The sequence below is a fragment of the Pandoraea pneumonica genome, assembly GCF_902459645.1.
GTDB lineage: Bacteria > Pseudomonadota > Gammaproteobacteria > Burkholderiales > Burkholderiaceae > Pandoraea > Pandoraea pneumonica.
This window is the reverse complement of record NZ_CABPSK010000001.1, coordinates 805,755-826,325: the sequence shown is the minus strand read 5'-3', so window position 1 is coordinate 826,325 and position 20,571 is coordinate 805,755. Positions and strand designations below refer to the sequence as shown.

The following is a 20,571-nucleotide window of genomic DNA, read 5'->3' as shown; positions in this document are numbered from 1 at the left end:
TTTGTTTTGGGTTGCTGCGCGCCATCACGCGCCCGCAGTTGATACTGGCAGCGCGCTGACGCCGGGACATCGTTCAATCGGACTAGCGCAATGCGCTGGCGAGCCGATTGATCACACCATCCAATTTCCGCCATTGACGAGCAACGTTTGGCCCGTCACGTAGCTGCTTTGCGCGCTGGAGAAAAAGGCAACGGCGTTGGCGATGTCGTCCGGTTCGCCGATGCGGGCCATCGGGATGCCTGCGATGACCTTGTCGAGTTGGTCTTTCGGCGTTTGCTCCAGCGCTCGCGTGCGGGTCGCGCCGGGGCCGATCGCGTTGACGTTCACCCCATAAGGGGCAACCTCCCGGGCCAACGCGCGCGTAAAACCGATCACCCCGGCCTTTGCGGCGGCGTAGTCCCAGCACCGCAGTGCACCATTGAGCGCCGCCTCGGTCGTGATGTTCACGATCTTGCCGCGACGCCGCTCGCACATGCCCGCCACCACCTGATGCGAACACACGATGACCGTTTTCAGATTGATGTCGAGCAGGAAGTCGAGCGTCTCGATATTGGCGTCGACGAAGCTCGACATCCGCTCGCGCGGCCCTTGACCGACGTTGTTGAGCAGCACGTCCACTGGGCCGAGCGTCGCCGCAATATCAGCGAAAGCGTCGCGAACGTCGCCTTGGTGCGTGCAGTCGAGCGCGAGCGCATAGGCGCGGCGGTCAAGCGCTTCGATCTCATCGCGCAGCGAGGCCAGCCCCGCGACATCGCGGTCGAGCAGCGCGACATGGGCGCCATCGCGGGCAAAGCGTAGCGCCGTGGCACGGCCGATGCCGTTGGCCGCGCCGGTTACGACGGCAATTTGGTCCGCCAGCGGCGGGCGGTAGTTCGGGGGCGTCTCCATCAACTTGCTCCTGTCGTCGGTCAAGGTAGATTCGGTAAGTCACCGGCGACCATAGCGGGAAGAAAATCGGGCGTAATCGTCCAACTGGACGATTACCCCACATTCGCCCGCCCGTAGACTGGCGCAACGCCCATCGGGGGCTCATTGGCAGGGAGACACAAGATGGCGTCCACAACCCGCAGCATGCTGTACACCGCCGCAATGGCAACGGCGCTGTGCTTGGCCGCTTGCAGCAGCCCACTGGCCTCGCCGGACCGCCCGCCCGCTGGATCGTCGGCGGCATTCCGCGCGGGTTACACGCTCGGCTGCACTGCCGGACGCGGCGCAGTGGAACCGACGATGGTCGAGAGCCGTCTGCCGAAGGACGCGAGTGCCGAAACTCAGGACGGCTGGAAACTCGGCTACCAAACTTGCTTCGATGACGCGGTGCGGCATGGCAGTCCGCTGAGCAATCGAGGCAGCGGAGCCTGACAGGACAACCAGCCCCGCCACCTTTGCTCCCTGCCCCTCCGCGTTATAGCCGCATCAACTCACGCGCCTCGGCGCTGTTGTGCAATAGCCGATTGATCCGGCGGGCAATACGCCATTGCGGCGTCGCGGCACCCGTTGCCGTTGCGCGCACAAGCTCCCAGCGATTGGCGGCTACTCGCCAGACGTGAAAGCCAGTCTCGTCCGCCCGATAGACGCGCGAGCACGAGACTGCGGTGGCGCAATCGCCATCGAGCCGGATCTGGGGCAGCCCCATCACGTGCGCACCGCCTTCGCGAATCAACGTCTGATGAATCGGATGTTCGAAGAGCGCCGCGATCTCCGCATGGCCCTTCGCCACGGCCCCCGGCCCGAGATCGTATATGCCGTCCTGCATCCACAATTCGGCGGCCTCCCGGCAACGGGCCGAATCTGTCGCACTGTCCACCAGCGGGCCGTACGAGGCGATTAGCCGGTAGATCGCCAGTTCGTCTGCGAGCGTTGCGACCGTTTGCTCAAGCCCTGCCCAACGGCGCTGCGATTCCATGTCATCCATTTTTCTTTGTGTCTGTGGCCTACGGCTTACTGAACGAACAACTGGCCGTTGTCGATGCGCACTTCCGAGCCGGTGATGAATCGCGCATCGTCCGAGGCGAGAAACGCCACTAACGAGGCAATGTCCTCGGGCATCGCATAACGGGTGCGGGGGTCGTGCCAGTAGTCGGCCATGTCGGCAGAAATGCCGCCGGTGGTGGCGGCAATCGCTTGAGTGAGTACCGCGCCGGGAACGATGGCGTTGCAGCGTATGGGGTATCCGGCGTCGCGGCAGTGCGCGGCGACGGAGCGGGTCAATGCCGCCACCGCCCCTTTGGAAGCGCTGTAGGCGCAGTAGCGGCCCAATCCGGTGACGGCCGCCAGCGACGCGAGATTGACGATAGCGCCGCCACGTAGATTCCTCTTCATTGCCCGCACGGCATGGTGGCAGCCAAGGAAAACCCCGTCGGCGTTCACGCGCTGCACGGCCTGCCATTGGGAAAGCGAGGTGTCTTCGATGTTGCCCGCGGCGATGACGGCGGCATTGTTCACCAGAATGTCGATGTGGCCGAAGTGCTTCAGCGAGGCGTCGACGACATCGCTCCAACTGGCCTCGCTGGACACGTCAAGGTGAAGACACAGCGCCGATTCGGTGGCCCTTCCGCACCTTTCGTCTTGCGGATGCGGGGCAATATCGGTGAGTACGAGTTGGGCGCCTTCGTTGGCGAGCCGATGCGATATCGCCCGTCCAATGCCGCCACTCGCGCCGGTCACCAGCGCCACCTTGCCTGCCAGTCGCCCCATCGTATGCTCCGCAAACGCCCTTGAATCGAAGTCGCTAAGGTGCTTGCCGGAAACGCGGATGTCATCGTCCGAGTGGACTACGGTGCGACTCCGCGCTACTGCCCATCGACAAACCACGTCAATATCGGCGCTTGGTAGAACGTTCGGTCGATGAGTGTTTTGGCGTCGACCCAGCCGTCGCTATTGGCTTTTTGCCAGCCCATCCCCCAGCTATTCACGACCTTGATCGCCTCCGCACACCGTCCCTTCGCGTCGCACGTGGTTTTCAAACCTGCGATAACGACTTCGTGCGAGTTTTTGCACTTGTTGGCCGAGGGAATTTTGTCCAGACATATCTGGCCTAGGGCCAACGGGCGTTGATCGGCGAGCGAAGTCCGGATGAACTCGATCGCCTGCCGATAATTTCCCGTCGCTGGTGCGGCTTTGCCCTTGTTCGCTGCGGTGTCGGTGGACGCCGGTGGTTGCGGGTAAAACTTGACGCGGACCTTGTGCATGCTTTCGAACTGCACCTGTCGGCTTAGCCTGGCGCACTGCGCCGGGACCGCCAGTCGATACAGAAATTGTCCGTAATCGGGCTGGGCCAACGCGCTCACCGACCTGCCCTTTTTGGGGCCGATTGCCGGAAACGTCTCCGTCAGAAATGCCACGTCGGCCGCATGTGAGGATTCGAATGAGGCAACGCAAGCCGTGCAATCCACGTCAAGCGCCTTGGCTTCGTCGTGCAATTGCTTGAATATCGCCTTGGTCCGGTTCCACATCGCCAACTCTCGGTCGGTCGCAGTCTCGTCTGTGTAGTCCGGCGTCATGATGCGTCGGGAGGCACACTCGATCGAAGGCGATGAACCGGTGTCGTAGGCGACAACTTGCAGCACCATGGCCGCGTTGCCGCCTTCGTCGACCAAAAGTCCTTCAGTGGGTGCCGGGCTGGCGGACGCGTCAGGCGTCTCGGGCTTGCGCTCCGAGCGCCGCCAGGCGCTTGCCAATGCCAATGGCGAAAAAACTTCGGCGTCGGCGATCGTCGTGCAGTCGGTCTTCAGCTTTCGGCAATTCTCAGCGGTCAGCATCGTAGAGGCGACGTGCGCGAAGCAAATGCCAAGGGCACCCTGACCGGTCACCGGCGGCAAATTAGTCACCTCCTGCACTGGCCCACGCGTGGATCGGTCACTTGGGACGGGTGAGAAACCCCAGACGCCGCCAAGTCCATCGGCGGCAGGTTGCGCAGCAGCTGGCGTCGCGAGTGCGGCCAGCAGGAGAAGGAATGCGAGGCGCGTGCGCTTCATTTGGGCCACCGGAAGGCGTATTTTTCCGCGCATTCTAGGCGAGGCAGGCAGCCCGGGACATCCTTCATTCGATGGAAGCCATCGAGCCGGATGACCCAGCTGCGGGCCGAAGCGATGCCGTGCCCTGCGTCAAAATGCCGCAACGAAGGCAGTGTCAAACACGGGCCGCCGCCGTTAGATTTACGGTCTGTGCGCCGTCACGCGAGCTTTCGCCCTGAATGGCTCACTGTGACCCGCTCAATCAAATCAATTCAACCCGCCTTCACGATGTTGATTCGCTCGCGCAAACGCTTTGGTGCATGGCTTGGCCTTCTGGCCATGTGCCTTGCCTTAGGCGTGCCCGTCGTGAGCCAATGGCTTGCTGCACAGCGCAGCGCCGACGCGCAGATCGATGCCGCGTTTTGCACCGTCGCCGGTTTGGCGCAGGCCGTAGCTAGCGACACCGGGTTGGGTGATTTACACGGCGGCATGCACCACGCGCAGGCGTCCGAGCATGGCGCACATGGCGACGCTTGCGATTACTGCTCGTTGCTAGCGAACCATCCGCCATTGGTCATGCCGCACGGCACCGGCGCGGTGTCGTTCGTCTGGATCGCTCGCGCCGGGCCCACGGCATTTGCCGTTCCCCAGTTCGTCCAACTCGCCTATCTCCCGCCCGCCCGGGCACCGCCCCGCTTTTCCTGATGCTCTCTCGTGTCAGGCGCGCCATCGCCACGCGATAGGCGTGCCGGCTGTCACTCGCTCATCGCATTCAGGAAAATCATGTCTTACCTCTTCATGCGCAAGACGCCGCTGGCGCTCGCGCTGGCTGCGGCGTTGCCCGCAGTTATGCCCATGTTCGCGCACGCTGCGGACGACACCCCGCAACCCGCCGCCGCAGCGCTCGCAACGACTTCGGTTACCGCCTCCGCCATTCAGGTGCCCAAACGAGTACTGGACCCCAACTTGCCATCGTCCAGTGCCACCGTCACAGCGGACCAGTTGCAATACCAGAACGTCGAGACGACCGAAGACGCGCTGCGCTACATGCCCGGTATGGCGGTACGCCGGCGCTTCATCGGCGATTTGAATTCCACCATCGCCGTGCGCGGCACCAGCAATTCCCAAACGGCGCGCGGCCTCGTCTATGCCGACGGGCTGTTGCTGAGCAACTTCCTGGGCAACACGTTTAACTTCGCACCGCGTTGGTCGATGGTGTTTCCCGAGGAGATCGACCAGGTCGATGTGATCTACGGCCCCTTCTCCGCCTTGTATCCCGGCAACTCGATCGGAGCGACGGTCCTCATGACGACGCGCATGCCCGACAAATTCGTGACCGACGCCAAGGTGCAGGGGTTTACGCAGCACTTCGACCTCTTCGGAGTGAATCGCAGCTTCACCGGCAGCAACGTGAGCGCGAGCGTGGGCGATAAGTCCGGCGGGCTGTCTTTGCTGATCGGTGTCGATCACATGGAAAACACCGGGCAACCGCTTCAGTTCTACACGGCGTCGCAATCGACGACACCCGCCAAGGCAACCGATACCGTGGTGAGCGGTGCCTACCAGTATCGGGACCAGAATGGCGCGCCAGGTGTAGTCATGGGCGTGAATGGCGAAGGGATCGAGCGCGTCACGCAAGACCAGCTCAAGCTCAAGGCCACGTACGATTTCACGCCAACGCTGCAAGGCGGCTTCACTTTTGGCTACTGGCATCAGAACTACAACAGCCAGACCAGCACGTTCTTGCGCGATGCGAATGGAAATCCCGTGTACTCGGGGCCGGTCAATATCAACGGCTATACGTACAACATCCCCGCTGCGGCGTTCGCCCCCAGTCAGGGCGTGAGCGAAAACCTGCTCTACGGTCTCTCGCTCAAAACACGCAACAAGACGGGATGGAACTGGGAAGCCATTGCGTCGTACTTCGACATCTCGCAAAGCGAAGCGCGAACGGCAAGCTCAGGGGCGCCGGGCAACGGCCCGGGCACGTTGACCTACGGGGATGGCACGGGGTGGAAGTCGCTCGACCTTCGAAGCACCTACACCCCGGCGCAAGTGGGCGCAGGCGCGCACTGGTTGGCCTTCGGTTACCACTTCGACACCTACTTTCTGGATAACCGGACATTCAATACGTCGGCGTGGATCGACGGGAACGGAACATCGCTCGCGAATGCCTTTGGCGGCAACACGCTGACCCAGGCCCTCTACGCGCAAGATACGTGGCAGTTCTTGCCACGCTGGAAGCTCACGACGGGCTTGCGTTACGAGGACTGGCGCGCGTACTCGGGCGCCCGCACGCTCGGGGGGATCACGGTGCCGTATGCGGGAGCGTCGGCCAGTCACTTCTCACCGAAGGTCTCGCTCGCCTTCGCGGCCACGCAGGATCTGACGCTACGTGCGTCGATCGGGCGTGCCTACCGCTTCCCGACGGTCTCTGAACTGTTTCAGGGGTCGATCACCGGCACCAATATCGTCAATAACAACCCAGGACTGCACCCGGAGGACGATCTTGCCAAGGAACTTAGCGCCGAGTGGATGCTGGACGTCGGCAAGCTGCGCGTGTCGCTGTTTCAGGACGACGTGAAGAACACCATCTTCAGCCAGACCAACACCACGGTGTTCCCCAACGTCACGAACTTCCAGAACATCGACAAGGTTCGGTCGCGCGGTTTCGATACAAGCTTCGACGGTCAGGACGTGTTCATCCAAGGGCTCGATATCGCGGCTGGCGTGACCTACACCCAGTCGAAGATTCTTGCGAATACCAACAACCCCGCGTCGGTCGGCAAGTATTTCTATCGCATTCCGTTGTGGCGAGCCAATCTGGTCGCCACGTACCGCTTCGACGCCAAGACGGCGATCACGGGTGCGATTCGGTACTCGGGGCGCCAATACAACACGCTCACGAACACCGATAACAATCCGAATACGTTTGGCGGAACTAGCACTTATACCGTCGTGGACGCCAAATTCACGTTCAAACCGACGGCACGCACGCAGATCGGTATCGGCGTCGATAACTTGTTCGATACCCGTTACTTCGTGTATCACCCGTATGCGGGGCGAACCTTCTTTATCGAAGGGAAGTTTGCCATCTGATTCGCTGCCGGTGCGTCGTGATCGAGGGGCCACGACGCACCGAGGGTCAAGACTTAAAACGCTTCGTTGATCTGGAAATAGGCCCCGCGTGTGCCCTTGCCGAAGCCGACATCGAGGCGCACATTCACGCGCGGTTTGAATTCGAATCGATAACCCACGCCTGCGTTAGGCAGCCAGTGCGCCGAGGTCAGGTCGCCGGGCTGGCTGGCAATCGCGCCCGTGCCCGCCCACACCACCATGCCGTGACGGCCGACCAGATGGGCGCGGTACTCCAACTGCACGGTCAGCATGTTGCGATCGCGGTACTGCCCCAGAAAGTAGCCCCGCATGCGCTTGCCATCGCCGAAGGTCGGCATCATGCTCCACGGCACGTCGCCCCAACTGAACTTGCCGTAGACGTCGAGTGCCAGCACGTCGCGCTCACGAAAGCGTGTGTAGTGGTCGTAAGTCCATTCCAGCGACTCGAACGCCGTACTGCTGCCGAACGCCTGCCGATAGACAGTCCCGGTCATGATGAACGCCTGGCCCCGGTACGGATTGGGCAGGAAGTCGCGCGTGTCGTACGAGAGATTGGCGCTGATACCGACGCTGCGAACATACGGACCGCCAGGGTCGGTGAGAAACGCACTGGCGTCGCCTTTGTCCCGATTGACCGCCGAGTCGTAGTGCGCGTCGAGCCCGATGCCGACATACGTTTGCGGCACCACCCGCCACAGAAATTTCGGCTGAATGAAAATGCTGCGCTTGGTGTACTTTTCCCGATTCGCGTCGTCGCTCGCCCGGTCATAGCCCACGCCCCAGTACTGCGTTGGCATATTCACGAGTGCTCCGGCGAAGACAAACCGATGGCCGTCGTCGCCAAAGAATGTGGTGTTCTCCACACCGATGCCGGTCGCGCCGGTGACCGTGAAAAAGCCGTGCAGCGTCAGTGTGGAGAGTTGTGTGGTCTCTAGGGCATCCTTGGTCCGGTACAACCCGACGGCGGCAGCACCGATCCCGAAACCCATCTCAGGGTTGTAGAACGGACCGGGCATCACACCCCAATCCATGCCGTGACTCACGTCCACCTTATCGGCGGCGCCCAGCTTGGCCAGCAGGCGGTCGAGCCATCCAGCAGGCGCGGCGGCCGTGGGTGTCGATGGTTCCGATGACGACGGCGGGTCGGCTGCTGGCGCGCCGTACGCCGCCCCGGCAACGCTGGCCAACGCCAGCACGCCCGCCTTGAGCCACAGGCCTACCGTGGCGCGCGTCGTGCGCGTGCGTTCGTCCCGAAAGGTTCGCGTCGAATTTGCCATCGGCGCCTCAGAACCTCAGAAAAGCCGTGAGAATGACGTCGCTGCGGTTGTAGCCGAAGCCGACTTCCGCCAACAATCCGAAACGCTTACTTGCCGCCCAACTCACGCCTACCATGCCGCTCCATGCGCCGACCACCGACTCGTCGATCCGGTAATCGAGACGCTGCGTTTGCCCGCCCGCCGCGTCGATCGGAATGTCGAAGTGCCCGGTAATGGTGGCGTGCGTGCGAAACCAAGTGGCACCGATATACGGCGTGAGGATGCCAAACCCGCTCAGGTGAAAATTCCACCCGATGCGCGGCGCAATATTCCACGACTGGATACTGCTGTCGGACATTGAGATATTCGACACGGTGTAGGTCACCGGCAGCGAAAAGAACACGTTGCCGTAGGTTCCGACGAGCGTAAAACCCGCGCCATACGTGGTGCCGCTGTAGCTCGCCTGCTGCGTCGGCAACCGGATCGGCTTCGCGCAGTCCGGCCCGGGCCGTCTGCCCCCGCATCCGATATTGATGCCGAAGAACTGCTCGAGCGCCGTGAGCGACGAGAAGCTGATACCGATATCGCCGCCCCCGCGTACGTTACCCACGATGCCGTAGACATTCATGAACGGAAACAGCCACGCGCCCAACTGAAACTGATTCGACTGGCTGCGAATGCGCGACTGATCGAATTGGACGAAGTCCGCGGAGCGAAGGCCGTTGCCGTTGGCACCGACCATCAGGTTCGACATTTGGTAGCGTTGCGTGCCGTTGAAGTACGAGTACCCGACGTCATACGGATTGGGTAGGTCGTACCCCCGGTCAATCACTCGCTGGGCAAAAAACGGCAAAGCGCGGTCCCAGTGTTTGGCCGGTTTGGCATCGGCCTGATCGTCGGGAACCTTTAGATCGACCGACTTGGCGTCCGTGGGTGTCGCCGTCGGCCCGACAATGCCGCGATACCACCCCTGCCGCTCTGTCAAAGGCGTTTCGGTGCCGTCGGGTGCCGTGGCGGGCGTGGGGGCGACTACCGTCGCGCCGGTACCGCCCGCCGTCCATGCCAAAGCACAGGAACATACCGACGAGAGCGCCATTGCGGCAAGCAGTCGCGTCAATTCCATGCGCTGCCCACCTGAATGTAGAACGCGTTCTCCCCCTTGCTGTGGGCCACGTCGATACCGACAGCCAAGCCCAATTTGCGCGCAATCAGGTAACGCACACCGGCGCCCACACTAACGACGGCATCCGCCTCGGAGAACGACTTCCAACGCCCCCATGCCCGCCCGGCCCCGGTAAAGCCAAGAATCGACCATCGTGGCGTGGCATTCCAGCGCAGCTCGGCTTCGACCATCGCTGCATTGCGATCCTGATACCGCCCCTGCTGCACGCCACGCAGCTTGACGTAGGGCTGCTCATAGAAAGGCACGTCGCCGCTGGAGAACCGGCCATCGAGCCGCAAGCCGAGCACCCATTGGTGCGAAATCGGCAGCCACGTATAGCCCCGGCCGTTGTACGTCTCAAACGACTGCGAACTCCCCGCCCAAGGCCTGGCCGCCTGCAACTCCAGCTCCGCATAACTGCCCCGGTTCGGGAAGAACATGTTGTCGCGCGTGTCGTAGTCGATGACCAGCCCTACTTTGCCGACGCGCCGTCCTACGTCCGGAACGCCCAGTTCCTGTGCCGCCTGTCCGGTGAAGTGCGTATTCGAGTCGAAATAGGTGTAGCGCGGCCCGATATACCAATGAGAATGGCCGATACGGAACAGCAACTGCTGAATCGTCAGCCATCCGTTTAGCTGGTAAGAGCGCGGATAGTTGCTCAGACCGTAGTAGTCGGTCTTCATATTGATCTTGGCGAGACCGCCGAGATACCGGATGGCGTCGCCGCCCCAAGTGTGGAAATGGACGAGGCCAGCGCCCCACGTTCCGTTTTCGGTCATGGCGCCACCGACGCCTGTGATGTTCGGGGGTGCCATCTCGCCCGATGTCTTCGCAGATTCGGCAGCTTCCGCCATCGACTCCGAGAAAAACATCAACATCACCCCGCCGCCGTATCCGATCGCGGGCTCCGTGATAACGACCGGCACGGGTAGCGCGCCTTTGTGATTGAGAAGAAAGTCGCTCGCATCGAATTTTCCGTCTTCAGGGTCGCGCCAGACCACGCTGCGCTTGCTCGGCTTAGCTTCCTGCGTACTCGACGACTCGGTGGCTTGTGCATCGGCATCCGACTGCGCAGCGGATGCCGCTGGCCACGCCATGAGAGCTAATACGAACACCGCAGCCCCGTTCCAAACAACCTTCAATCCACTGCATATTGGTACTTGATGTGCTTGAGGTGCTTGAGGTGCTTGAGAATCGACCACACGTTCTCTCCGCTAGCCAGCGACGTATTCGGGGATAAACAATGAATCGGTTTGAAAGTTAGGAATATTTATATTTCCAACGATAATTTAAATTATCAAATCAACAATTAATGAAATGTGTTTCGACGTCTTTTTGCGACAATAAGTTAGTTTTTGCCAATTGGTCAAACAATAACGTGAACATATATTCAGGATGTCTATTGAGTTGCCAAAGGGTTCCCTATAGACTTTTCGACAGCAGTGGAGGGCTCGGCATAAATTCAGCGTTGGCCTACTGAATTTCGAATAAATCAATAAATCTGTCGATGCATTGGAAAACAATCGCCATGGCAAAACGTCGCTTCAAGACTCTTCTGTTGTGCGTTGCGATGCAGGGTTTAAGTTGTGCTCCGGCGCTCGCCGTCGAGGGTGGGCTGGGACGTCCGATCAGCGGGACAGGCGTGCAACCCGATGCGGGCGTCGTGTCTCCTTCGCCCATGGTGGCGGTCAATTTCGCTGAGATTTATTTCGACGGCAGCATCGGAGGCAGCAAGTCTGTGCCTATCGCGGGCAAGACTTCACTGGGGCTAGATGGCGAAATTGCCTTCACCCTGGCGACCATTCTGAAGACGTGGGATACGGGCACGGGAAATTGGAATTTCGCTTCCAGCTTCACGCTGCCGTACATCTGGACAAAGGTGTCTGCAACGCTGGGCACTGATCGACGAAGTGCGACGACCTCGCAAAACGCGTCCAACCTTTTCGATATCAGCTTTACCCCGCTGATTGCCGGATATCACTTCTCGAAGACCGAGCATATTGCGTTCTCGGTCAATGTTTGGGCGCCTACCGGGCGTTACGATCCGAATGCGCTCGCCAACCCCAGCCTGAACAACTGGACGTTTATTCCGCAAGTCGCTTATACGAAGATTCTGCCCGCCTACGATCTCGAATTCGATGTGGTGGCAGGCGTTCAGTTTTATACGCGTAATACCGCCACGAATTATCAAAATGCGCCGCTCTTCACCTTGGACGTCATGGGGCTCAAGCGCTTTTCTAATGGACTGGGCGTGGGCCTGATCGTCGGGACGGTACAGCAGCTTGGGAACGATAGTGGTCCCACCGCCGATCAACTCAATGGTTTTCGCGGACACGACATCGCCCTTGGCCCTATCGTCACCTACGACACCAAGCTCGACGGCAAACATCCACTGTCCTTTTCCGCCCGATGGGTGCCGACGGTGACGAGTACGAACCGCCTCAACAGCACGGCGACGTTTATGGCGACGGCGACGCTCATCTTCTGAATCTAAAGCAATCCCTTTGCCCGCAATGGGAGGTCGCATGAAAACCATCGTCCTAGTTGCCGGTCTGGCCTTTGCCGGACTGGTATTCGCGCAAAAACCAGCGGTCTACCCGGCGCACGGTCAGAGCGCCGATAAGCAGAGCAGCGATGACGGTGCTTGCTACGCGTGGGCCAAGCAAAATACCGGCGTCGACCCGGCGGTTGTTGCGCAACAAGCCCCGCCCCCGCAAGGCCCGACGGGTGCGCGCGTTGGCGGTGCAGCACGTGGCGCAGCCGCAGGTGCCGTCATCGGTGATGTAGCGCACGACGATCCCGGTCATGGTGCCGCCGTCGGTGCCGCAGCCGGTGCCGTCGCGGGCGGCGCGCGATCGCGGCGCCAACACGCGGCACAAGCGCAGGCCGCCCAGAACGCACAAAGCTCGGAGATGACGACTTACTGGCACGCGTACGGCGCGTGTATGGAAGGCCGTGGATACACGGTCAAGTGAGCAAGCCCTGGTCGGTTTCGCTCGTCTGGTTAGTGCCGCTCATCGCGGCGCTAATCGGGCTAACGCTTGTCGGAAGAACAATGCTGGAGCGCGGACCGACCGTCACCATCGAGTTCAAGAGTGCTGACGGCCTCGAAGCCGGTAAGACGAAGGTCAAGTTCAAAGAAGTCGATATCGGGGTGGTCAAAGATATCGAGCTATCGGCCGATCTCACCTCGGTTCACGTCACGGTCGATCTGACCAAGAACGCCAAGCGATTCGCGACCAAGGGCACCACTTGGTGGGTAGTCCGTCCGCGCATCGCTGGCGGCAACGTCTCCGGTTTATCTACCCTGCTCTCCGGTGCCTATATCGGCGCGGACGCCGGAAAATCGCGCGACGCGGCGACACACTTTGTCGGGCTGGAAGTCCCGCCGGTCATCTCCAGCGGGCAAGCCGGGAAGACATTCGTCCTGCATAGCGCAGAAATCGGCTCGTTGGACAGTGGCTCTCCCATCTACTACCGCCGGATTCAGGTAGGCCAGGTGGAGACGTACGCGCTCGACCCCAACGGCAACGGCGTGACTCTGCGCGTTTTCGTACGCGCCCCGTTCGATCAATATGTCGGCAGCAATACGCGGTTCTGGCACGCCAGCGGTATCAACCTGCGTCTGGATTCGAACGGCTTTCAGGTCAACACGCAGTCGCTTGCCTCCGTCGTTATCGGCGGCATTGCCTTTCAAGCGCCGCCTGATAGTGGCGCGGGCGTGATGGCGAAACCGGGGCAAGCGTTCTTCCTCGCCGAAGACGAGGCGAGCGCGATGAAAGTCCCCGACGCCGAACCGGCGCGCGCAGTGTTCACGTTCCAACAGTCGTTACGGGGGCTATCGGTCGGCTCGCCGATCGATTTCCGGGGGATCACGCTGGGCGAGGTCACGTCGATCGGTGTCCAGTTCGACGCGAAGGAAAAGCGGCTGGTCATGCCGGTGACGGCGGTCATTTATCCGGATCGCCTGCGCAAGCGCGACTCGACGGGGAAATTGCCGCTGGAACAGCACGAGCGGCAAGAGGTATTTGACGCGCTCATCGCTCACGGTCTGCGCGCGCAACTCAGAACGGGCAATCTGCTGACCGGGCAACTCTATATCGCGTTGGATTTCTTCCCGAATGCCGCGCCGGCTCAAGCATCGCGCATCGACGGTGTAACCACGATTCCGACCGTGCCGAATACGCTTGATCAGTTGCAGCTTCAGGTGGCCGACATCGCGGCGAAACTCAATAAGATTCCGCTCGACAAGATTGGACAGAATCTCGACAGTTCCTTGCGCAAGCTCGATAAGACCATGGATAGCGCGCAAGGACTGTTCAAACAACTCGACGCTGAGCTCGCGCCCGAAGCGAAGTCTGCGTTGAGCGAGGCGAAGAAGACATTCGGCAGTGCGGAAAAGACGCTCTCCGAGGACGCCCCCATGCAGCAGGACGTCCGCGGGGCCGTGCGGGAACTCAACACCACTTTGAATTCCCTCAAGGCGCTTGCCGAATACCTCCAGCTTCATCCCGAAGCGCTCATACGCGGGAAGCCGACGGACCCGTCGCCATGATCGCCCGCCCCGGCCGCACGCCCACGAGCAAGATGCTCATGGCGGCAAGCATCGCCGGAATGGCGAGAATGGCGAACAACCCCGCGTTGCTCCACCCGGCACTCAACAGGAACGCACCGCCGAACGAGCCGACGACAGCCCCCACCCGGCCGATGCCCAGCGCCCACGCCACCCCCGTCGCACGATTGGACGTCGGGTAATACGCCGAGGCGAGCACATTCGCGCAAACCTGCGAACCGCTCACGCAAAAGCCCGTCACAAAGATGCCAAGCGCCAGCCACGCCGCGCCATCGGCCACCGCCAACGATGCGACGGCGACCGCACCCAACAAGTACGCTGCCGCCACGACCTTGTACGGATGAAACCGGTCGATGAGCATGCCCAGCACAATCGCGCCAAGCACCCCGCCGCCCTGCAACAAGCCCGCAAACATCGACGCCTGCTTGAGCGTGAGCCCGCTACGCTCCGCCAGAATCGGCAACCAGTTGATGAGCAGATAGAGCAACAGCAGACTCATGAAGAACGCCAGCCACAGCAGCACCGTGCCACGTCGGTAGTCGCGATGAAACAACTGCACGACGGGCGACGCAGGCGAGCGCTCATCTGCCACTGAATACGTCTGCCCTGCCGCAATACGGCCCGGTGCGACGCGTCGCAAAATGGCGGCGATCTGCGCCTGCGTCCCGTTTCGAATCGCCAGAAAACGCACCGACTCCGGCAGCGCGAGCCACAGCACAGGCACCAGCGCCAGCGGCAACAGTCCGCCAATGGCCAACACGCCGCGCCAGCCAAACCCTGCCACGAGATACGCGGTCACCACGCCGCCAAGCGCCGAGCCCAGCGAAAAGCCGCAGAACATCAGCGTGAGCAATGTGCCTCGACGGCGCTCAGGACTGAATTCAGACGTTAGCGTGATGGCGTTAGGCATGGCACCGCCCAACCCCAACCCCGTCAGAAACCGCAACGCAATCAACCATTCGACATTCGGTACAAACGCGGCCCCCACGCTCGCGGCACCGAACCATGCCACCGACAGAATCAACACGTGACGCCGCCCAATACGGTCGGCCATCGGCCCGCTGCAAAATGCACCGACCATCAGCCCCAGCAGCCCGGCACTGAACAACGGCCCGAGCGACACCATCGACAATTGCCACTCGCTGCGAATATGCGGGGCGATAAACCCGATGATGGCAATGTCGAACCCGTCCAATGCCACGATCAGAAAGCACAGCACACTGATCATGATCTGAAAGCGCGACACGGGGGCCGCATTGATGAAGTCCCGTACGTCTACTGACGTCTCCCGGGTGCCTTGCTGGTCCATGGCTGTCTCCTGATAGGGCATGTTTGTTTTTATTGAGGTGTCGATGGCAACGCGAATTACGCCGCGTGGCCCCGCAGCGAAGGTGCTGCGGCTTGCTCCACTTGCGCGATGAACGCGGGGTCGCGCTGGCGAAGATCTTCGTGACTGACGCGCCCTGTGCGGCGCATGTAGTCGTAAGCGAAACTCACGGGGTCGAGGTGCATGCGGGTGTCGACAGACTCGTACCAGTCGAGGCTCTTTCTGGCCGCGTCCTGAAACCGGTCGGATGCCGTGCGACGGCTTTGCTCGAACGCTGCGAAGGCCGCCGGAACGTCATTGCGATTCGCGCACAAGGCTTCGAAGAGCGCGATGGCGTCTTGCATCGCCATACGCGTGCCCGAACCCAGCGAGAAATGCACGCTGCGCAGCGCATCGCCAAGCAACACCACGTTGCCGTGCGACCAGCGGGCGTTGCTCACTACGCGCGCTTGAAACCAGTTCGAACGGTTGGTCAACAGCGCGTGTCCTGCCAGATCGTCGGCAAACACCTGCTCGCACCAGCGGCGGCTCTCGTCTTCCGTGGCCGTATCCAGCCCACAGCGCTGCCACGTCTCGGGGTCGACTTCGACGAGAAACGTCGAGCGATCGGGGCTGTATTGGTAAGCATGCGCAATGAATACGCCATGCGGTGTTTCGCGGAAGATCAGCGACACCGGGTGAAATACCTGCGATGTCCCGTACCACGCGAACTTGTTGCGGCGTTCGTCAAACGTCGGCTGGAAATGCTCGGCCATACGCGTGCGCACTTCACTGTTCACACCGTCGGCGGCGATCACCACATCGGCATCGGGCAACTGCGCCGGGTCGACGATGTGGCTGTTGTAGCGCACATCGACACCCGCGTCAGCGCAGGCCTGCTGCAACACGCGCAGCATGTCGATGCGCGACGTACGAGAGAAATGGTTATTGCTCAGGCGCACCGGCACGCCCTGATGCACGACTTCCATATAGTCGCAGCGCGTGTGATGCGCCGTGAATTTTCGGAAGAAGGCTTCATCTGCGTCCTTGAGGAACGCGAGCGCAATGTCGGAAAACACGACACCCCAGCCATACGTGGCATCGAAAGCGTTGCGCTCATGGACAACGATGTCGTCCTCCGGATGCCGCTGTTTCATCAACAGCGAAAAGTACAGGCCAGCGGGCCCGCCACCGATGACGGCAATTTTCATGAGAGTCTCCTGTGTCGGGAATTTCAGGCGATGCGGGCCTGCGGTTGGGCGGCGTCGAGCGCCAGCAGTGCCCCTGCATCGGGCACGACGGGAGCAAGGCCGAGGTGATCGAGCATCTGACGCACAGTGCTCACCGCCGTCGACGTGACGGGCAGCCCCAGCCGGTCTTGCGCAAGCTGAATCGCCGGTAACGACGGCATTTGGACGCACGCCGACAGCACGACGGCATCGGCATTGGCGGTGTTCAGCCGCTTCACGTCATCAAGCAGTTGCATCGGGTTGCGGCGGCCGACTTCGAGGTTGTCCGGGATCTCGAACGACAGTGCGTCAAGCACTTCGATGCCTTCATGTTCGATGTACTCAACCACCGCCTGCGTGAGCGGCTTCATATACGGGGCCATCAGGGCGACCTTGCGGGCACCGAGTGTTTTCAGTCCGGCAACCAAAGCACCGGCAGACGTCATGACCGCCGCCTCGCAATGGTTCTCTCGCGCCACGCGCCGCAAGTCCGCTTCGACCTGACGGTGATAGCCCGGCCCCATCGCCATGATCGCAACGAGGCAGGCCGTGCTCATCACGTCCACGCGCGCGTCGGCCAGTTCAGCCGCGCAGCGCAGGCCTTCCCGGTTCATGGCTTCAAGCTCTTCCTTCACGACACGATGCATGCGCATGCGGCTCGAATGGAACGTGAACCGCTCCGGCAACATCTGCTCGCGTGCACGGAACATGGCGGGAATTTCCGTCTCCATCGTCGTGTTCGAGCTAGGGACGATCTGGCCGATGCGAAAGAGTTGCGCGGGGGTTGTGGGCGTTGTTTTCATGAATGCATGTCTCCTGCCGGTGTGCGCGTTGCGACGCTTTCGTGGGGTTCGCAACGGGTTCGGTATTGTTCAAGGGCGGACCGCAAGACCGCTGGCATCTCGACCGAGGCACGCTCGCCCCGGCGGATGCAGATCGGCGTGAGTCGTGCGATGAAGGCGATCTCGCCGTCGGCACAGCGCGCCGTCATCAGCAACGTAAAGGTCCGCGTGCGGATCTCGGCCACGTCGACGCGCACGTCGAAGATGTCGTCAGGCCAGAGCGAGCGACGAAAATCGAAATCGAGCGCTCGCGTCGGTGTGCCGAAGCCATGATGGTTCTTGACCGCCTGCGGCGTCCCGCCGAACAGCGATCCGTAGAACAACTCCGCGACCGAGATGACGTAGTCGGAAAAGGCCGCCGTGTAGACGACACCCGCCGGATCGCATTCGCCCCAGCGCACCATGCGGCGCACGGTAAAGGGCGACTCGCTCACCACGTATTCCGTGCTGGTCATACGCCCTCCTTGGCCCGCACTTCAGGGACATCGGGGGCATCAGGGGCGACGCTGACCGTTTCGGCGGCGAGGCGGCTCGCAATGGCCGCGCGCAGTGACGCTTTATCGACTTTGCCTACGCGCGTGACCGGGAACTCGTCGACGACTTCGATGCGTTCCGGACATTTGAATTTGGCCAACCCGTGACCGACGAGGAACCCACCCAGTTCAGCGACGGACGGCGCCGAATGACCGGGCCGCAAGATGAGATAGACGCAACCCTTCTCGCCATAAAGCGGATCGGGCATGGCGACGAGTTTGGCGTCGGCCACGGCCGGGTGATGACTGACGAACGCCTCGACTTCCTCGCAACCAATCTTCTCGCCGCCACGGTTGATGTTGTCGCGCAGCCGTCCTTCGAACGCGAAGCAGTCCACGCCGTCGATACGTTTGCGCGTCACCATGTCGCCGGTGCGAACAAAGCCATCGGCGGTGAGCGTCTGGGCCGTCGCCTCGGGTGCCTTGTAGTATCCGCGCAGACTCGACGGTCCCCGGAAACACAACTCGCCGGGCGTTCCCTCGTCGACCGGCATGTCGGTGCCGGGAAACAGCACGACGATCTCGTCGTCCGCACAGCCAGACAGACCCTGCGTGTGATGCCGCACCGTCGGCGGCAAATGCGCCCCGGCGCCCATCAGCAGTCCTTCCGTCGTGCCGTAAAGGTTGAAGCACGGCACGCCGAGGTGGTCTTCCAACGAGTCGGCACGGCTCATGGTGCCGAACAGTTGCAGCGACGACAGGTCGTGACGCGCCACGTCCTTGTACGCGATCATCTGCGGCGCCACGGGGCCGATCGACAAGCCGTGCGTCACGCCGTGCATCTCGATGAGCGTGAGCATCCGGGCAATGTCGACGCGCGGCATCAGGACGGTCGTCATGCCAGTCGCAACGGTCGAGGCCAGCACATAAAGCTGCCCGGCGTTATGCAGCAACGGCAGCGACCAGATCATGCGGCTGTGCTCCGTCATGCCGATATGTCGCATCCAAGCCAGCGAGTGACCGACGTATTCGGCATGAAAGCGCGGAATGATCTTCGGCACCCCCGTCGTGCCGCCCGAGAGTTGGAAGCTCAACACGTCTTCGCTGCCGATGCGGATGCTTGCCAACAACTCGCGGGCACGCTCCAGCGACATGGCGTCGATGAGTGCGTCGATGTCATGGCCGCCCTGCGCGTTACCGGCCTCGCCAGTTCGTGCCACGAGCAGATGCTCGATCGAGGGATAGCGCGCCATCATCTGCCGCGCGAAGGCGACCAGATCGAACGACGAGAAATCGGCTTGCACAAAGTAGCCGCGCGCCTCCGATTGCGCCGCGAGCTGGCCAATCTCGACTTCCCGGTATTGGGGCACGGCACACACCGGCACGACACCAGCCTTGTACGCCCCCATCAGCGCGACAACGGTGTCGACCGTCGTCCCCATCTGGAAGATTGCCCTGTCGCCGGGCCGAAGGCCCAGTGTCAGCAACGCTGCGCCCAACCGTTCGCTGCGCTCGTCGAGCTGGGCGAAGGTCAACGACGCCTCGTCGCTCAGATACGCCGGACGATCGGGCACCCGGCGAGCCGTCGCGCGCAAGGCATCGCCCAAGGTCGTGTCGACCCAAGCGTTCGAAGCAAAGTAGCGCTGCGCCAGATCGGGCGGACAGTACGTCACCCCGTCGATTCGATGAAAAATACCGCTCATGGTGTCTCCTGCTTTTTGTCGGCGCGACTTAGGCGTGCGGGGCAATTCGCACGACATCGCGCTCGAAGCTTTCGATCCGGCCATCGAGTCCGCCGGTGAACAAGCCATACCAAACCGCCGGTTTGAGTCCCAGCGCCCGGCGCTCGAAAGCCACCGGTGTTTCGCTGGAAATGACCGTGTAGTCGCCGGTGACGGCCAATTGGCACGCGGGCATCGCTCGCGCGGCATCGATCAACGACGAGAACTCAGGCACATTCAGCACATAGATGTGTAGCGCCTTCGTCGGCTCGGCTGCTGCGTTTGCCGTCAGTGTCGCCGCAGCCTTATTGGCTTGGGCGGCTTTGCGTTGCCACACGCGGTCGATGCACTTGAAAGGCTCACCGCCAGCGCGCGCCGCATCCTCGATGGCCATGGCCGCCTCCAGCGTCGCTGCCGCGTCGCGGGCATCGGTCGAATCCAGCGCTCGCAACTTCCGCGTAATCTCGATGAAGTAGCCATTCGGGTCGCGGAAATAGATCGACTCGATCACTTCATGCGCTGTTTCGGCCGATACCTCCACGCCGCGCGCTTGCAACCGGGTTTTCCAGCGCAGCAGGTCCTCCTGCGTGTCGACGAGCCACGCCGTGTGGGTGGCGTCGAACACATGATCGTCAGGCAGCGGCGCGCGGCCCGGGCGGGTCGATAGGGCTTCAGGCTCCTCGCTACCAAGGTAGTAGAAGAACGCGATCGTGCTGCCGTTGCCGCTGTCGAAGAAGAAATGCAGGAAGTCGGGGTGCGTTGCCGGGCCCCAGCCACGGGCTGAGATCGTGTGGATGAGCGGCAAGCCCAGAATGTCGCGATAAAACTCGACCGTCTCGCGCAGGCGCCACGTGGGCCGTGCCGTGTGATCGACGCCATGCAAACGCAGGGCTAGATCCGGGGCGGGAATGTCGTTCAACTTCATGTCGGGTCTCCCGA

Annotated in this window: 19 protein-coding genes; 6 read left to right on the top strand and 13 right to left on the bottom strand. The window is 61.8% G+C overall.

Annotation, left to right across the window (positions count from 1 at the left end; translation table 11 throughout):
• Positions 1-111: 111 nt before the first annotated feature.
• Entirely contained in the window at positions 112-888 is a 777-nt protein-coding gene (locus PPN31114_RS03680; RefSeq protein WP_150678117.1) for an SDR family NAD(P)-dependent oxidoreductase, read from the bottom strand.
• Positions 889-1,050: 162 nt separating this feature from the next.
• On the opposite strand from PPN31114_RS03680, the gene PPN31114_RS03675 reads away from it, so the two are divergent.
• A complete protein-coding gene (locus PPN31114_RS03675; protein WP_150678116.1) occupies positions 1,051-1,359 on the top strand; it encodes a hypothetical protein in 309 nt (102 codons plus the stop codon).
• Between the two features lie 43 nt (positions 1,360-1,402).
• Here PPN31114_RS03675 and PPN31114_RS03670 read toward each other — a convergent pair whose 3' ends face one another.
• The 3 genes from PPN31114_RS03670 to PPN31114_RS03660 form a co-directional block, all read right to left on the bottom strand.
• Positions 1,403-1,903, bottom strand: coding sequence for a nuclear transport factor 2 family protein (locus tag PPN31114_RS03670; RefSeq protein WP_174987643.1), 501 nt, complete (start codon positions 1,901-1,903; stop codon positions 1,403-1,405).
• 35 nt (positions 1,904-1,938) lie between these two features.
• Positions 1,939-2,694, bottom strand: coding sequence for an SDR family NAD(P)-dependent oxidoreductase (locus PPN31114_RS03665; RefSeq protein ID WP_150678114.1), 756 nt, complete (start codon positions 2,692-2,694; stop codon positions 1,939-1,941).
• A 95-nt stretch (positions 2,695-2,789) separates the two neighbouring features.
• The gene (locus tag PPN31114_RS03660) at positions 2,790-3,974 is read right to left on the bottom strand and encodes a hypothetical protein (RefSeq protein WP_174987641.1); all 1,185 of its coding nucleotides are present in this window, start codon (positions 3,972-3,974) and stop codon (positions 2,790-2,792) included.
• A 267-nt stretch (positions 3,975-4,241) separates the two neighbouring features.
• Between PPN31114_RS03660 and PPN31114_RS03655 the strand changes: the two genes are divergently transcribed.
• Positions 4,242-4,658 (top strand): DUF2946 domain-containing protein, encoded by a 417-nt coding sequence (locus PPN31114_RS03655; RefSeq protein WP_174987639.1) that lies wholly within the window; start codon positions 4,242-4,244, stop codon positions 4,656-4,658.
• 78 nt (positions 4,659-4,736) lie between these two features.
• On the top strand, positions 4,737-7,052 hold the full coding sequence (locus PPN31114_RS03650; protein ID WP_150678111.1) for a TonB-dependent receptor: 2,316 nt from the start codon (positions 4,737-4,739) through the stop codon (positions 7,050-7,052).
• A gap of 53 nt (positions 7,053-7,105) precedes the next feature.
• Here the strand turns inward: PPN31114_RS03650 and PPN31114_RS03645 are convergent, their stop codons facing one another.
• The 3 genes from PPN31114_RS03645 to PPN31114_RS03635 are packed head-to-tail and all read right to left on the bottom strand — an operon-like array spanning position 7,106 to position 10,603.
• Entirely contained in the window at positions 7,106-8,347 is a 1,242-nt protein-coding gene (locus PPN31114_RS03645; protein WP_150678110.1) for a BamA/TamA family outer membrane protein, read from the bottom strand.
• A 7-nt stretch (positions 8,348-8,354) separates the two neighbouring features.
• Entirely contained in the window at positions 8,355-9,449 is a 1,095-nt protein-coding gene (locus tag PPN31114_RS03640; RefSeq protein WP_246182386.1) for a hypothetical protein, read from the bottom strand.
• Entirely contained in the window at positions 9,440-10,603 is a 1,164-nt protein-coding gene (locus PPN31114_RS03635) for a BamA/TamA family outer membrane protein (protein ID WP_246182385.1), read from the bottom strand. Before PPN31114_RS03635 ends, PPN31114_RS03640 begins: the two co-directional genes overlap by 10 nt.
• A 413-nt stretch (positions 10,604-11,016) precedes the next feature.
• Between PPN31114_RS03635 and PPN31114_RS03630 the strand changes: the two genes are divergently transcribed.
• From PPN31114_RS03630 to PPN31114_RS03620, 3 genes are read left to right on the top strand one after another with little or no spacing between them, the layout of a single operon-like run.
• On the top strand, positions 11,017-11,976 hold the full coding sequence (locus PPN31114_RS03630) for a SphA family protein (protein WP_246182384.1): 960 nt from the start codon (positions 11,017-11,019) through the stop codon (positions 11,974-11,976).
• A gap of 37 nt (positions 11,977-12,013) precedes the next feature.
• Complete coding sequence (locus tag PPN31114_RS03625; protein ID WP_150678109.1) at positions 12,014-12,463, top strand: YMGG-like glycine zipper-containing protein; 450 nt, start codon at positions 12,014-12,016, stop codon at positions 12,461-12,463.
• Positions 12,460-14,043, top strand: coding sequence for a PqiB family protein (locus PPN31114_RS03620; protein ID WP_246182383.1), 1,584 nt, complete (start codon positions 12,460-12,462; stop codon positions 14,041-14,043). Before PPN31114_RS03625 ends, PPN31114_RS03620 begins: the two co-directional genes overlap by 4 nt.
• Here PPN31114_RS03620 and PPN31114_RS03615 read toward each other — a convergent pair.
• From PPN31114_RS03615 to PPN31114_RS03590, 6 genes are read right to left on the bottom strand one after another with little or no spacing between them, the layout of a single operon-like run.
• Positions 14,009-15,370 (bottom strand): MFS transporter, encoded by a 1,362-nt coding sequence (locus PPN31114_RS03615; RefSeq protein ID WP_150678108.1) that lies wholly within the window; start codon positions 15,368-15,370, stop codon positions 14,009-14,011. The two genes, PPN31114_RS03620 and PPN31114_RS03615, sit on opposite strands and share 35 nt — an antisense overlap.
• A gap of 56 nt (positions 15,371-15,426) precedes the next feature.
• A complete protein-coding gene (locus PPN31114_RS03610; protein WP_150678107.1) occupies positions 15,427-16,578 on the bottom strand; it encodes an FAD-dependent monooxygenase in 1,152 nt (383 codons plus the stop codon).
• Between the two features lie 23 nt (positions 16,579-16,601).
• Positions 16,602-17,399: a maleate cis-trans isomerase family protein gene (locus PPN31114_RS03605; protein WP_150678106.1), complete on the bottom strand. Its 798-nt coding sequence runs from the start codon at positions 17,397-17,399 to the stop codon at positions 16,602-16,604.
• Positions 17,396-17,893: an acyl-CoA thioesterase gene (locus PPN31114_RS03600; protein WP_150678105.1), complete on the bottom strand. Its 498-nt coding sequence runs from the start codon at positions 17,891-17,893 to the stop codon at positions 17,396-17,398. Before PPN31114_RS03600 ends, PPN31114_RS03605 begins: the two co-directional genes overlap by 4 nt.
• The gene (locus PPN31114_RS03595) at positions 17,890-19,614 is read right to left on the bottom strand and encodes an AMP-binding protein (protein ID WP_150678104.1); all 1,725 of its coding nucleotides are present in this window, start codon (positions 19,612-19,614) and stop codon (positions 17,890-17,892) included. Before PPN31114_RS03595 ends, PPN31114_RS03600 begins: the two co-directional genes overlap by 4 nt.
• 28 nt (positions 19,615-19,642) lie before the next feature.
• Entirely contained in the window at positions 19,643-20,557 is a 915-nt protein-coding gene (locus PPN31114_RS03590; RefSeq protein ID WP_150678103.1) for a VOC family protein, read from the bottom strand.
• Positions 20,558-20,571: the final 14 nt, after the last annotated feature.

Coding starts and splice junctions, on each gene's coding strand:
- PPN31114_RS03680 (WP_150678117.1), bottom strand. CDS start 888: ATGGAGACGCCCCCGAACTACCGCCCGCCGCTGGCGGACCAAATTGCC.
- PPN31114_RS03675 (WP_150678116.1), top strand. CDS start 1,051: ATGGCGTCCACAACCCGCAGCATGCTGTACACCGCCGCAATGGCAACG.
- PPN31114_RS03670 (WP_174987643.1), bottom strand. CDS start 1,903: ATGGAATCGCAGCGCCGTTGGGCAGGGCTTGAGCAAACGGTCGCAACG.
- PPN31114_RS03665 (WP_150678114.1), bottom strand. CDS start 2,694: ATGGGGCGACTGGCAGGCAAGGTGGCGCTGGTGACCGGCGCGAGTGGC.
- PPN31114_RS03660 (WP_174987641.1), bottom strand. CDS start 3,974: ATGAAGCGCACGCGCCTCGCATTCCTTCTCCTGCTGGCCGCACTCGCG.
- PPN31114_RS03655 (WP_174987639.1), top strand. CDS start 4,242: ATGTTGATTCGCTCGCGCAAACGCTTTGGTGCATGGCTTGGCCTTCTG.
- PPN31114_RS03650 (WP_150678111.1), top strand. CDS start 4,737: ATGTCTTACCTCTTCATGCGCAAGACGCCGCTGGCGCTCGCGCTGGCT.
- PPN31114_RS03645 (WP_150678110.1), bottom strand. CDS start 8,347: ATGGCAAATTCGACGCGAACCTTTCGGGACGAACGCACGCGCACGACG.
- PPN31114_RS03640 (WP_246182386.1), bottom strand. CDS start 9,449: ATGGAATTGACGCGACTGCTTGCCGCAATGGCGCTCTCGTCGGTATGT.
- PPN31114_RS03630 (WP_246182384.1), top strand. CDS start 11,017: ATGGCAAAACGTCGCTTCAAGACTCTTCTGTTGTGCGTTGCGATGCAG.
- PPN31114_RS03625 (WP_150678109.1), top strand. CDS start 12,014: ATGAAAACCATCGTCCTAGTTGCCGGTCTGGCCTTTGCCGGACTGGTA.
- PPN31114_RS03615 (WP_150678108.1), bottom strand. CDS start 15,370: ATGGACCAGCAAGGCACCCGGGAGACGTCAGTAGACGTACGGGACTTC.
- PPN31114_RS03610 (WP_150678107.1), bottom strand. CDS start 16,578: ATGAAAATTGCCGTCATCGGTGGCGGGCCCGCTGGCCTGTACTTTTCG.
- PPN31114_RS03605 (WP_150678106.1), bottom strand. CDS start 17,399: ATGAAAACAACGCCCACAACCCCCGCGCAACTCTTTCGCATCGGCCAG.
- PPN31114_RS03600 (WP_150678105.1), bottom strand. CDS start 17,893: ATGACCAGCACGGAATACGTGGTGAGCGAGTCGCCCTTTACCGTGCGC.
- PPN31114_RS03595 (WP_150678104.1), bottom strand. CDS start 19,614: ATGAGCGGTATTTTTCATCGAATCGACGGGGTGACGTACTGTCCGCCC.
- PPN31114_RS03590 (WP_150678103.1), bottom strand. CDS start 20,557: ATGAAGTTGAACGACATTCCCGCCCCGGATCTAGCCCTGCGTTTGCAT.